The 12,806-nt window shown below is 70.3% G+C and carries 12 protein-coding genes; 9 read left to right on the plus strand and 3 right to left on the minus strand.

Translation table 11 applies throughout. The features are described 5' to 3' along the window. Positions 1 to 37: 37 nt before the first annotated feature. On the minus strand, positions 38 to 727 hold the full coding sequence (locus JS278_RS15285; protein WP_114045939.1) for a Crp/Fnr family transcriptional regulator: 690 nt from the start codon (positions 725 to 727) through the stop codon (positions 38 to 40). Between the two features lie 124 nt (positions 728 to 851). Here JS278_RS15285 and JS278_RS15290 point away from each other — a divergent pair, with 124 nt between their 5' ends. The 7 genes from JS278_RS15290 to JS278_RS15320 all read left to right on the plus strand — a co-directional run bounded on the left by JS278_RS15290 (position 852) and on the right by JS278_RS15320 (position 8,596). Continuing rightward, complete coding sequence (locus JS278_RS15290; RefSeq protein WP_114045940.1) at positions 852 to 1,091, plus strand: heavy-metal-associated domain-containing protein; 240 nt, start codon at positions 852 to 854, stop codon at positions 1,089 to 1,091. Positions 1,092 to 1,130: 39 nt separating this feature from the next. Further along, on the plus strand, positions 1,131 to 3,164 hold the full coding sequence (locus JS278_RS15295; RefSeq protein ID WP_114045941.1) for a heavy metal translocating P-type ATPase: 2,034 nt from the start codon (positions 1,131 to 1,133) through the stop codon (positions 3,162 to 3,164). Then, complete coding sequence (locus JS278_RS15300; RefSeq protein ID WP_114045942.1) at positions 3,109 to 3,597, plus strand: DUF309 domain-containing protein; 489 nt, start codon at positions 3,109 to 3,111, stop codon at positions 3,595 to 3,597. The genes JS278_RS15295 and JS278_RS15300 overlap by 56 nt, the downstream gene beginning before the upstream one ends. Beyond that, positions 3,594 to 3,962, plus strand: coding sequence for a DUF488 domain-containing protein (locus tag JS278_RS15305; protein WP_114045943.1), 369 nt, complete (start codon positions 3,594 to 3,596; stop codon positions 3,960 to 3,962). Before JS278_RS15300 ends, JS278_RS15305 begins: the two co-directional genes overlap by 4 nt. 173 nt (positions 3,963 to 4,135) lie before the next feature. Further along, complete coding sequence (locus JS278_RS15310; RefSeq protein WP_114045944.1) at positions 4,136 to 5,215, plus strand: hypothetical protein; 1,080 nt, start codon at positions 4,136 to 4,138, stop codon at positions 5,213 to 5,215. Continuing rightward, the gene (locus tag JS278_RS15315; RefSeq protein ID WP_114045945.1) at positions 5,208 to 7,928 is read left to right on the plus strand and encodes a multicopper oxidase domain-containing protein; all 2,721 of its coding nucleotides are present in this window, start codon (positions 5,208 to 5,210) and stop codon (positions 7,926 to 7,928) included. Before JS278_RS15310 ends, JS278_RS15315 begins: the two co-directional genes overlap by 8 nt. Beyond that, positions 7,925 to 8,596 carry a helix-turn-helix transcriptional regulator gene (locus JS278_RS15320; RefSeq protein WP_114045946.1) on the plus strand — a complete coding sequence of 224 codons (672 nt, stop codon included), beginning with the start codon at positions 7,925 to 7,927 and terminating at the stop codon, positions 8,594 to 8,596. The genes JS278_RS15315 and JS278_RS15320 overlap by 4 nt, the downstream gene beginning before the upstream one ends. Positions 8,597 to 8,621: 25 nt before the next feature. Here JS278_RS15320 and JS278_RS15325 read toward each other — a convergent pair whose 3' ends face one another. Both JS278_RS15325 and JS278_RS15330 read right to left on the minus strand, forming a co-directional pair. Continuing rightward, the gene (locus JS278_RS15325; RefSeq protein ID WP_114045947.1) at positions 8,622 to 10,280 is read right to left on the minus strand and encodes an NAD-dependent malic enzyme; all 1,659 of its coding nucleotides are present in this window, start codon (positions 10,278 to 10,280) and stop codon (positions 8,622 to 8,624) included. 101 nt (positions 10,281 to 10,381) lie between these two features. Further along, on the minus strand, positions 10,382 to 11,512 hold the full coding sequence (locus JS278_RS15330; RefSeq protein WP_114045948.1) for a 6-phosphofructokinase: 1,131 nt from the start codon (positions 11,510 to 11,512) through the stop codon (positions 10,382 to 10,384). Positions 11,513 to 11,674: 162 nt separating this feature from the next. Between JS278_RS15330 and JS278_RS15335 the strand changes: the two genes are divergently transcribed. Both JS278_RS15335 and JS278_RS15340 read left to right on the plus strand, forming a co-directional pair. Next, complete coding sequence (locus JS278_RS15335; RefSeq protein ID WP_114045949.1) at positions 11,675 to 12,367, plus strand: hypothetical protein; 693 nt, start codon at positions 11,675 to 11,677, stop codon at positions 12,365 to 12,367. Continuing rightward, complete coding sequence (locus tag JS278_RS15340) at positions 12,367 to 12,801, plus strand: hypothetical protein (protein ID WP_114046385.1); 435 nt, start codon at positions 12,367 to 12,369, stop codon at positions 12,799 to 12,801. Before JS278_RS15335 ends, JS278_RS15340 begins: the two co-directional genes overlap by 1 nt. The last annotated feature ends 5 nt before the right edge of the window (positions 12,802 to 12,806 follow it).

Consider the following 12,806-nt stretch of genomic DNA (forward strand, 5'->3'; position numbering starts at 1 on the left):
TCGGCGTGTCGCGATCGGGCGGATCCGGCCGACGCCCTCAGCCGGCGGCCAGCTCTTCCAGGGCGTCGACGTCGCGCAGCGTGATCTCCGGGCCCGAGGTGGCGATCAACCCTTTGGACCGCAGGGCGTCGAGCCCCCGGCTGAACGACTCCGGGGTCATCCCGAGCAGCGAGGCGGTGTCCTTCTTGGCCATCGGCAGCCTCACCCGGTAGCCGCCCCGGCCCGCGACTCCCGGCTGATCCAGCAGATAGCCGGCGATCCGCGCCGGGCGACTCGTGCTGGTCAGGCTCAACCGATGCTCGGCGTCGTCCAGCCGCTGGGTCAGCGAGCGCAGCATCGCCATCGCCACCGACGGATGGGCGGCGATCAAGGGCGCCAGATCGGCCCGGGAGAAGACGCACATCCGGGTGGGGGCGGTGGCCTCGATGAGGTAGGTCGGCGCCTCCCCTGTGAGGAAGGACCCCTCCCCCACGAAGTCTCCGGGACCGGCCAGCCGCAGCACGCGCTCATGCCCGCCGGCCGACATCCGGGACACCTTCACCTGCCCCCGGTGGACGACGGCCAGGCGCCCTGTCGCCGGGCCGAAGGCCTGGCCGCGGTCCAGCGCGGTCGGCCTTGCCAGGGCGCCGACCGCGTCCTGATCGGCCGGGCTCAGACCGCCGAACAGCGGCACCAGGCGCACACAGCTGACGTGCTCGGTGACGTCGGTGAGAGGCAGGTTCTTCACACTCGCGAGGGTAGTGCCGAATGATGCTTCAGGCCTTCTTGACCTGCGTCAAGGAGTGCGGTGCCGGACCGGATCAGTATTCGAGGTGTCGCCGGGACAGGCGGCATGACGAAAGGACACAGCAATGAGCACCGACGAGATCACGACCACCCACACCGTGCTGCGCGCCGAGGGCTTCTCCTGCCCCTCCTGCGTCGCCAAGGTCACCGGCGCCCTGCAGAAGCTGCCCGGCGTCGGCGACGTCACCGTGCACTTCGCCTCGGGACGCATCGAGGCCGACCACGACGAGGCCCGCACCGGCGTCGACGACCTGATCGCCGCCGTCGGCAAGCTGGGCTACCCCGCCACCCCGTCGGCCTTCTGAAACCGCCCTCTACCCGTGAACCGAAAGGGACTGAGAACGATGATGTCCACTCTCAGACGCCCGGGGGCTCGACTGGCCGCCGCCGGGATCCTCATCCTCGCGGCCCTCGCGATGGGACGCCTCGGCGCCGGATGGGCGCCGGCCGGTGACATCGCCATGGCGGCCGCAGCGCTCATCTCGACCGTCCCGATCGCGGCGGCCGCCCTGCGAGCCCTGCGCACCAGGACGATCGGGATCGACCTGCTGGTCTCCATCGCCTCGATCGGGGCCCTGGCGATCGGCAACTACTGGGAGGCGGCGGCCGTCACCTTCCTCTTCGCATTCGGCCACGTCCTCGAACAGGGGGCCATGACACGCACCAGGTCGGCCCTCACCGACCTGGTGGACTCGGCCCCTCAGGAGGCCGTCCTGGTGCGCGACGGCCGTACCGAGACGGTGCCCACCGGCAGACTCAGGCCCGACGACGTGGTGCTCGTGAGCGCCGGGAGCTCCGTCCCGGTCGACGGGACGGTGGTCTCCGGATCCGGCGCGGCCGACGAGTCGGCCGTGACCGGGGAGTCCATGCCCGCCGAGAAGACCCCCGGCGACCAGGTGCGCTCGGGCACCACGCTGACCACCGGGATGATCCAGGTCCGCGCCGAGAAGGTCGGCTCCCAGACCCTGCTGGCCCGCATCGTCGCCCGGGTCGAGGAGGCCCAGGACGCCCGCGGGCGAGTCCAGACGATGATGGACCGGTTCGGACGCTGGTACACCCCGGCCATCATCGTCCTGGCGATCGTCGTCGGGCTGGCCAGCGGCAGCCTCACGTTGGCCCTCACCCTCTTGGTGATCGGCTGCCCCGGAGCCCTGGTGATCTCCGTGCCGGTGGCGGTCGTCGCCGGTATCGGACGCGGGGCCCGCGACGGCATCCTCATCCGCGGCGGGGAGCATCTGGAGACCGCAGCGAAGGTCGACACCGTGGTCCTCGACAAGACCGGGACCCTGACCACCGGCCACCCCGAGCTCAAGCAGGTCGTACCCCACGGTGCTGGAGAGAACAGTGCTGGAGAGAACGGTGCTGGGAGCGAGGACGAGGTGCTGCGCTGGGCCGCCCTCGCCGAGGTCGGCTCCGGACACCCGCTGGCCGACCCGATCGTCGACGCCGCACGGAACCGCGGCGTCGCCCCCGAGGGGGTGCCGGGCGAGGCGGAGGCGATCCCCGGACGCGGCCTGACCGCCGAGGTCGGCGACCCGGACCGTCCCGAGACCCGCCATCGGGTGGTCGTGGGCACCGCGGAACTGGCGGGCGAGGAGCTGGGCTCCGAGCACGACGCCGGATGGGCGGCCTCGACGTCCGCCCGGCTGGCGGCCGACGGAGCGACACCGGTGACTGTCCTGCGTGACGGCGAGCTGCTCGGGGTCATCGCGATCGCCGACACCATCCGGGCCGACGCCCCGGCCGCCCTCGCCCGACTGCGCCGCGCCGGCGTCGGGCATCTGGTGATGTTGAGCGGCGACCGCTCTGAGGTCGCAAGCGCAGTCGCCCAGCAGCTCGGCATCGACGACGCCCGGGGCGGCCTGCTGCCCGAGGACAAACTCTCGGCGGTCCAGGAACTGCGGGCCGCCGGAGCTGTGGTGGCCATGGTCGGCGACGGCGTCAACGACGCCCCGGCCCTGGCGGCGGCCGACGTCGGGGTGGCGATGGGGGCCGCCGGCAGCGCCCTGGCGGTGGAGACCTCCGACATCGCGCTGATGGCCGACGACCTCACCCGCCTGCCCGAGTCCCTGAGACTGGCCCGTCGCACCCGTGCGGTGATCCGCCAGAACATCGTCATCGCCGTCGCGACGGTGACCCTGCTGCTGGCCGGCGTACTGGTCGGCGGGGTGACGATGGCGCTGGGCATGCTGGTCCACGAGGCCTCGGTGCTGGTCGTCATCGTCAACGCCCTGCGGCTGCTGGGACGCCGGGCCCGCCACGACAGCTCCGAGCGGACGGGGCAGACCGGGCGGCAGGTCCAGCCGTGGCAGACTTCAGAGCATGGCGGATCGAGATCGGGACGCCGAGGGGCGTCCCCGCAACAGCAGACCGCGTGACGGCCTTGGTCGGCCCCTGCCGCGCGACCGGCACGGCGTCCCGGTGACACCCGAGGATCTGAACCTGACGGTGCCCGAGACCCTGGAGATGGCACAGGATCTGTTGGATCGCGGCAGGCCCTTCCATGCCCACGAGGTGCTCGAGGCCCGGTGGAAGTCCTGTCCCCGGGCCGAGCGGGACCTGTGGCAGGGGCTGGCCCAGCTGGCGGTCGGCATCACCCATCAATTGCGCGGCAACACGACCGGCGCGATCACGCTGATCGGTCGCGGCGCCAAGTATCTGCGTCCCTACGCGTCGGATGCCGCGCCCGCCCATGTTGACGGGGTGGACGTCCACCAAGTCCTCGACTGGGCCGATCGGACGGTCGCGGGGCTGAAGGCAGGTCAGGGCATCGGCGCCACCGTCACACTGCGTCAGGAGGCATCATCATGACGACATTCCAGATCGCCAACATCCGCGACGAGATCCGCGACGGGGCGCAGGACGACGGCTACCGCGTCCTGGTCGACCGGCTGTGGCCGCGCGGCGTCAGCAAGGAGAAGGCGGCCCTCGACGAGCACCGCAAGGAGATCGCCCCGAGCAACGAGCTGCGCAAGTGGTTCGGCCACGACCCGGACCGCTTCGAGGAGTTCGCCGCCCGCTACCGCGAAGAACTCGATGCCTCCGGTGCCGCCGAGACCTTCGCCCACGATATGGCCGGCCACGACCTGGTGACCCTGCTCTACGGCGCCAAGGACCGCGAGCACAACCAGGCGGTCGTGCTCAAGCAGGTCCTCGACGAGCTGGGTGGCGCCTGACCGGGGGCACCGCTCGATGAGGCCCCCGACCTTCGTGATATTTTCGAGGAGTGCCTGATCAAAAACCGGGGGACCCCCGCGCCGGTGCCCCTGTCCAGGCCTCACGTGTTCGAACCCCACGTGTTCGAACACAGCACCGCCCCGGCCTGCTCAGCCGGCACCGGGCCTGGTTGATGGTCGGCGCGGGATTCTCACTGCTCGCCGGGCTCGACGGCGCCCTCATCCTACTGGGCGTGTGGTCGCCGGTCCTCACCGCCCGGCTGTCGCAGTGGCACGGCCCCTTCATGGTGCTCGGTTTCATCGGCACCGTGATCTGCCTGGAGCGGGCGGTCGCCCTGGACCGGTCCTGGGGCTATCCGGCCCCGCTGGCGTCCGGTCTCGGATCGATCCTGCTGGCCTCTCCCGCGCCGGTTCAGGTGGGGCTGGCGCTGCTGCTGCTCGCCCAGATCGGCATGCTCGCCATCTACATCCCCCTGTGGCGCCGCAGCGAGGACGACGCCACCGTCATCCAGGCCGCCGGATCACTGTGCGCGGTCGGCGCGGCCGCTCTGCTGCTGGCCGGGATGGAGGTGCGGTCGGTGATCGGGTGGCTGTCGTGCTACCTGGTGCTCACCATCCTCGGGGAGCGCCTCGAACTGTCGCGACTGACGATGACCCGCAACCGCTTCCTGCCCACCGCCGCGCTGTGCCTGCTGGCCGCGCTGGTGATCCAGATGGCCTCCCCGGACCTCGGCTGGCCGCTGCTCGGCCTGGTGCTGGTGGTGATGTCGGTCTGGCTCATCGGCAATGACGTCGCCCGGGTGGGCATGCGCCGCGGCGGTCAGGCCGCCTACATCGGCGGGATGCTGATGGCCGGCTATGTGTGGCTGGCGATCGCCGGCGTCGTGTGGATCTTCTCCGGGCCGCTGGGTACCGGGACCGGCTATGACGCCGCCGTCCACGCCGTCTTCCTGGGGTTCGTGATGGGCATGATCCTGGGTCACGCGCCGATCATCCTTCCCGCCGTGCTGCGGATCCGACTCGACTGGTCGGGCTGGTTCTGGTTGCCGGCGGTGCTGCTGGAGGCCTCACTGGTGATCCGGCTGGGGATCGGGGACGGCCTGGGACGTCCCGTGGCCGTACAGACCGGTGGGACGATCAATGTGATCGCGCTGCTGAGCCTGATCGCCGTCGTCGTCGCCCATGCGCATCCACGAGACAGTGCCCATTCACAGGACAGTGCCCATTCACAGGACAGGAGGACCCGTGCCTGAGATCACCTCGCGCCCGGCCGAGGAACCCACTGCGAAGGGCTCCGACCGGACCCGCCGCAGCGCCTGGCACCGCAAGGCCTCGGCGCCCGTCTCGGTGTGGCTGGTGGCGCTGCTGGCCGTGGTGATCGGCGGCCACTGGATTCCCCAGCAGCGCTGGCTGCTGGTGCACATGGTGACCCTGGGCGTGGCCACCACCTCGATCCTGGTGTGGGGGCAGTACTTCACCGAGTCGATCCTCCACGAGAAACTCGGCGAGATGGACCGGAAGCGCCAGGTCTGGAGGATTCGCATCCTCAACCTCGGCGTACTGGCCTGCTGCGTCGGCATGGTGCCGAGCTGGCCGTGGGTGGTGGTGGCCGGGGCGAGCGTCGTGGGACTGGCGATGTGCTGGTACGCCATCGATCTCGGCCTGCAGGTGCGCCGCGCGCTGCCGGGCCGCTTCGACGCCACCGTCCGGTTCTACAGCGCCGCCGCCTGCCTGCTGCCGCTCGGCGCGATCGCCGGGGCGATCATGGCCTTCTCCCCCGAGGAGCCCTGGCGCACCCGGCTGCTGATGGCCCACCAGGGGCTCAACATCATGGGATTCGTGGGGCTGACGGCCGTCGGGACCCTGGTGACCCTGTGGCCCACCGTGCTGCGCACCAGGATGCAGCCCAGCCAGGACCGCAACGGGAGGCGCGCGCTGTGGATCATGTGCGCCGCCGTGCTGGTGATGACCGCCGGATCGCTGGGGGGCTGGTGGTGGCTCGAGGCGGCCGGAGTGCTCGCCGAACTGGCCGGGCTGTGCGTGGTCGGTGTGGATCTGGTGCGCTGCGCGATGAAGAAACCCCCGCGCGACTTCCCCGGGTACTCGATGGGCGCGGCGATCATCTGGTTCGCGATCTGGCTGGGATGGCTGGCCGGAACCATCCTCATCAAGCGCGATCACCTCCTCCAGGAGGACGTCACCGCGCTCACCGTGCCGGTGGTCGTCGGCTTCCTGCTGCAGCTGCTGCTGGGCGCCATGAGCTACCTCATGCCGATGGTGATGGGCGGCGGGCCGGCGATCGTGCGCGCCACCAACGCGAAGATGCACACCCTGGGTGCGCTGCGGGCCACCGTCACCAACGCGGGCCTGGTGATCTGGGCGCTGGCCACCGGAACGTGGACCACCCGGATCGGGCTGGGGCTGGCGATCCTCGGGATGGCCGGATTCCTGCCGGCGATGGTCGCGATGGTGAAGACCGGGGTGGGGATGCTGCGGGCCACGAGGGCGGCCGCCGTCGGGCGCGCGAATCACTCGCCCGAGGACCGTTCTGGAACTCGTGAGCGCGAAAAAGGCGCTCCAGCTAGCAAAATGCGCGCCTCCACCAACCATCCGGCCCCGGCGCCCACCGCCCCGACCTCCCGGCGCTCCTTCGCCGGAGCGGCGATCGGGCTGGGTGCCGCGCTGGGCGCGGTGGCCGTGGGGCGCCGCCTCGACGGCACCTCCACCGACTCCTCGTCGACGGGCGCCGGGGCCACCGCGACCGGCCGCACCACCACGGTGGCGATCACGATGAAGGACATGCATTACCACCCGTCCTCGGTGGAGGTGCCCGCCGGCAACCGGCTGGTGGTCCAGCTGCACAACGCCGATCCCGAGCAGACCCACGACCTGTACTTCGCCTCGGGGGCGACGTCGAGGCGACTGGCCCCCGGGCAGAGCCAGACGGTCGACGCCGGGATCATCACCGCCCCCACCCAGGGGTGGTGCACCATCGTCGGGCACCGGTCGATGGGGATGGAACTCGACGTGACGGTCGGTGGTGCCGCGGCCTCGCAGGCTGCCGGATCCACAGCGACCGCACGCCGGAAGGTCGATCTCACGAAGGCCCCCGGCAAGGGCTTCCGCACCCGCGACGCGAAACTCCCGGCGCTGTTGGCGGGCCGCGATCACGCGATGACCCTCACCGTCACCGAGTCGGTCCAGGAGGTGGCCCCCGGCGCCACCATCACGGCGATGACCTACGACGGGCGGGTGATGGGACCGGCGATCCACGCACGGATGGGTGACACGATGGACGTCCACCTGGTCAACCGCGGCACGATGGGCCACTCCATCGACTTCCACGCAGGCACCGTCTCGCCGAACGCCGTGATGCGCACCATCTCGCCGGGGGCCTCGCTGGACTACCGGTTCACCCTGCACCGGTCGGGGATCTGGCTCTACCACTGCTCGACGATGCCGATGAGTTCGCACATCGCAGCCGGCATGTACGGGGCCGTCGTCGTGCCGCCCCACGACCTGGCACGGGCCGACCGGGAGTACCTGCTGGTGCAGTCGGAGACCTACCTGGACGCCGCGAACGGCAAGGAGGTCGATGCCGACAAGATCGCCGCCGAGACCCCCGATCTCACCATGTTCAACGGGCATGCCAATCAGTACGTCTTCGCCCCGCTCACCGCGAAGGTCGGGGAGCGGGTCCGGATCTGGGTGCTGGCCGCGGGTCCGAGTCGTGGTATCTCATTCCATGTGGTGGGTACCCAGTTCGACACGGTCTTCAAGGAGGGCGCCTACCTGCTGCGCCCCGACAACGCCGAGGGCGGCGGATCCCAGGCCCTGGACCTGGCGAGCGCCCAGGGAGGGTTCGTGGAGATGGTCTTCGAGGAACCGGGCCGTTACACCTTCGTCAATCATTCCTTCGTCGAGATGGAGCGAGGGGCACGAGGACTCATCGAGGTGGTCTCATGACCGGAACACAGCTCAGACTCACCGATCCCGGAACCGATTCGCCGGCCGACCGGGTCGTCGACTCGCTGCGGCGGCGCGGAGGCACGGCGTCGGCCTCAGAGGTGGGAGAGGACCTCGCCATCCACGTCTCCACGGCGCGATTCCATCTGGACCGGCTGGTCGAGGAGGGGCGGGTCCGGACGGGCCGGGAGAAGCGAGCGACCCGCGGACGCCCCCGCACCATGTTCACCCTCGCCCCGGATCCGGCCGACGGCCCCAGGGCCTATCACATGCTCGCCGGGGTGCTCGTCGACCATCTGGCCCGCCAGGACGACGCCGTCGCCGTGGCCCACCAGGCCGGCGTCGAGTGGGGACGCCGGTACGCCGGGGTCGACATCTCCGAGATCCTCGAGCAGATCGGTTTCGCCCCCTGCCCGGCAGAACAGAGCAGTCCGGCGGAACAGAACGGCCCGGCAGATCGGGACAGCGCTGCCGCCGCGGACGATTCCGATGACGGCGCCGTCCGGCTCGCGCTGCGCCACTGCCCCTTCATCGACGTCGTCCGGGATCACGCGGACCTCCTCTGCCCGCTGCACCGCGGCGTCATCGAAGGGGTCGTGGGGCATCCGGTCGGTCTGGAGGCCCACCCCGGCGGGATCTGCTTCGTCGATCTGGATCAGGCCGGCTGAGCCCCGGCCGGCTCCCATGAGCCCCTCAGTACCGGGGCGACCACATGGCGTCCTGGATCGCCTGGACGACGTCCTCGTGGCTGCGGGTCGCGAGCCCCTCGGCCACCGCCTGCTCGTACACGGCCCGCGCCACGGTGGCCGAGACCGCGCGCAGATTCTCCACGTCGGGCAGCAGGGAACTGCCCCGTCCGGCCTCGTCGGCGGCCCAGGCCACGCCGCGGGCGGCCGCGGCGAGAATCCCCGGCGTCACCCGGGTGGCCCCGCTCACCGCCACTCCCAGCCCGATGCCGGGGAAGACGAGGAAGTTGTTCGCCTGCCCGATCGTGTACTCCTTCCCGTCGTACTCGAACGCTTCGACCGGGATGCCGGTGGCCACCAGCGCCCGGCCCTTCGACCACTCGATGATGTCGCGCGGGTCAGCCTCCACGCGGTCGGTCGGGTTGGAGATCGGCAGGATGATCGGGCGTCCGGTGGCGTCGGCCATCGCCTCCACGACCCGGCGGGTGAAGGCGCCGTGCCGGGTGGAGGTGCCGAGCAGAATGGTGGGCCGCGCGGCCCGGATCGCCTCCAGCTGCCCTGGGGACGTCCCGCCCGCCGGCCGTTCGGAGGCAGGCCTCGTATAGGCCTTCTGGAAGTCGCGCAGGCCGTCGGTGTCGTCGAAGAGCAGGCCCTGCTTGTCCACCAGCCAGATGCGCGACGCCGCCTCCTGCCGATCCGCACCGGCCTCGACCATGGCGTCGCGCAGCTGGTCGGCGATCCCGACCCCCGCAGTGCCGGCGCCGAAGACGACCATCCTCTGCTCGGTCAGGGGGATCCCGGTCTCGGAGGTCGCGGCATAGAGAGCGGCCATCACCACCGCCCCGGTGCCCTGGACGTCGTCGTTGAAGATGCGGTAGCGCTCGGCGTGCTCGTCGAGAATCGCGCGGGCGTGATCGGGCCCGAAGTCCTCGAAGTGCAGCAGGGCATCGGGGAACAGTCGGGCGGCGGTGGAGATGTAGCGCTCGATGAACTCGCGGTAGTCGTCGCCGCGGCGTCGCGAATGCCGGTTGCCCAGGTAGAACGGATCGTTGAGCAGCAGCTGATTGTCGGTGCCGACGTCCAGTGAGACGGCGATGGTGCGGCGCGGGTCGATGCCGGCCCCGGCCGTGTAGATCGCCAGCTTGCCCACCGAGATCTGGATGCCGCCCACGCCCCAGTCCCCGATGCCCAGGATCTGCTCGGCGTCGGTGCACACGATGAGGTCGACGTCGTCGGGCCCCAGCCCGAGCGTGGCGAAGGAGGCCTCGATCTCGTCGGGGCGGTCGATGGACAGGAAGACGCCGCGCTGCCCGCGGTACTCGTCGGAGTAGTTCTTGATGGCCTCGCCGACCGTGGGGTCGTAGACGATGGGCAGCAACTCCGACAGGTGATCGATGATCACCTTGTAGTAGAGGGTCTCGTTGCGGTTGTGCACCTGCTCCAGCAGCAGGTTGCGCTGAAGGTCGGAATCGACCTCATGAAGGTTGTGGTAGACGCGGTCGGCCTGCTCCTGAAGATCCAGGACGCCGGTGGGCAGGCGTCCCGTCAGGCCGAGCCGGGAGCGCTCGGCGTGGGTGAATCCCGACCCGTGGTTGAGGACGGGATCTCCCAGTGCCGGCGGCACCGTCGGCGTCGATGGCGTGTGCTGGTCCCGGCGTCCTACCATGGTTGTCGCCTTCCGGTCGCAGGTGCGTTGCTGGCCACAACGATAGGAGCGCCGCCGTGGAACTCCACGGCGGCGCTCAGTCCCGAGGGATCGGCAGGAGGTCAGTCGTCGCCCAGGCTGGTGCCCACAGAGCGGGCGGCCTCCACCCAGGGGTGGTCCAGCGGCACATATTTCACCTTGCCGCCGACCTCCTTGAGGGGAATCGTGCCGGTGCCGGTACCCTCGGCGGTCACCATGATCCCGAACTCGCCGTCATCGACCAGCTGGGCGCCCTTGGTGCCCAGCCGGGTGGCCAGCAGGCGATCCTGAGCGCACGGCGTCCCACCGCGCTGGACGTAGCCGAGGATGGTGACGCGGGACTCCAGGCCGGTGGCGTCCTCCAGCTGGGTGGCCAGCTTCATCGTGTTGTCGCGCATCGAGCGCTCAAGATCTGCCTTCGCCTTCTTGGCGGCGGCCTTCGTGTCAGGGTTCCTGGATTCGTCGACGAGGGCCTGGGCACCCGACATGGCCAGCGCATCGGTCTCGTTCCGCGCCCCCTCGGCCACCGCGATCACCGAGAAGTTGAGCCCCTCCTTGCGGCGCTGCTCCACGGCGTCGACGATGGCGTCGAGATGGTAGGGCACCTCCGGCAGCAGGATGATGTCGGCGCCACCGGCGATGCCCGATCCGAGCGCCAGCCAGCCGGCCCGGTGGCCCATGATCTCGGCGAGGATGATGCGGTGGTGGGAGTGGGCCGTGGAGTGCAGCCGGTCGATGGCGTCGGTGGCGATCTCCAGGGCGGTGGAGAAGCCGAAGGAGTCGTCGGTGCCGATGATGTCGTTGTCGATCGTCTTGGGCAGATGGAGGACGTTGAGGCCGGCCTTGGAGAGCTTGTTGGCGTTGCGCGCGGTGCCTCCGCCGCCCAGAGTCACCAGGGCGTCGAGCCCGAGCTTCTCGTAGTTCTCCTTGATGGTGGGGATCATGTCGCGGGTCTCGCCGTCGACCACCATGCGATTGACCTTGTCACGGCTGGTTCCCAGGATGGTGCCGCCGACGGTGAGGATGCCCGACAGGGCACGGCCGTCCAGCGGGACGTAGCGGTTCTCAGCCAGCCCGCGGACGCCGTCCTGGAAGCCGATGAGCTCCATGCCGTGCTGCCTGATGGCGGCCTTGCCGAAGCCGCGGATGGCGGCGTTGAGGCCGGGGCAGTCCCCACCGGCGGTGAGAATTCCGACCTTCTTCTTCTTGGCCATGCTTCCTCCTGTCTCGGTGGGCGCAATCCTGCCATGCCCGCGGGCGACTCGTCAGGATCTGATCCAGCCACCAGAGGGTGAGCCGTATCCGTCACTTCTGTACCAGTGAGGTGAATAGCTCACTCATATACGTAGTGAACTGTACAGGTTATTCTTGCCGTCATGGGTGCGATGCATGGCTGGGCGCTCACTGTGGACCAGCGCCGCAGCAGGATGTCGGAGGACCTCGTCCCGGGGCTGCTGCGCGCCCTGACTCGGCTGCCCGTGATCGACGTCGGGGACCCGACGTCGCCCGCCGGGAGCCCGCACTGGGCACTGACGCCCGAGCGCACCGCCGGCGACGAGATACAGGCCTTCACCACCGACCCGGCCACCCTGGTCGCCGCGGTCTGGACGGTCTGCGGACAGCGCCTGTGGTGGTGCGGAATCGGCATGGGAGAGGTGCGCACGCCCCTGCCGGACTCCACCCGAGAGGCGGCCGGACCGGCCTATATCGCTGCTCGTCAGGCCGTGGACGGGGCGAAGAAGGCCCCCAACGGGGTGCTCGTGGAGCTGGCCGGGCCCCCGGCCTCGACACGGCTGGCACGGGTGATCGACGTGCTGGCCGAGGTGGCGTCCTCCCTCACCCCGGCCGAACTTGACGTATGCGACCTCTACGATCGCGGCATGGACAGACCGGCGATCGCCGGACGGCTCGGGATCAGCGCACCGGCGGTGAGCAAGAGGCTCACCTCCCGGCGGTGGGAGTTCCTGCGGCGGACGCGGGCGCTGGCGGTCGATCTGGCCGCCGAGGCCCTGTCCGAAAGGACAGTGTCCAGAAGTGCAGTGTCCAGAAGTACCGGGAAGGGGGGATGATGCTCATCCATGTTCTTGTCACCCTGGCGCTGGCGGTCCTCGCCGTGCCCGGCGGAGCACCCGTCGTCCGGGCGGTGTTCTGGGCCGCGACGCCGGCAGCCGACCGGCCGGGATCGCTGTGGACGGCGATGCGGTCCCGGCAGACCGACGACGGCATTCTGCGGGGCGGACGCTGGATCGGCTACCTGGAGCGCCTGGGGATCACGGCGTCCCTGCTGGCCGGGCAGCCCGGCGGTGTGGCCGTGATCGCCGGGGTGAAGACCCTGGCCCGCTACGCCGAGCTGCACTCTCTTCCTGCCCCGGGGACCGACGCCGGTCAGGCCCGGCGCCAGTCCCAGGCGGCGATAGAGCAGTTCATCATCGGCACCATGGCCTCGATGGTCTGGGCCGGGCTGCTCGCCCTGCTGTCCGTCCGGTCGTGGGGGCTGTGGTGAGGGTG

Source organism: Acidipropionibacterium virtanenii, from assembly GCF_003325455.1.
GTDB lineage: Bacteria > Actinomycetota > Actinomycetes > Propionibacteriales > Propionibacteriaceae > Acidipropionibacterium > Acidipropionibacterium virtanenii.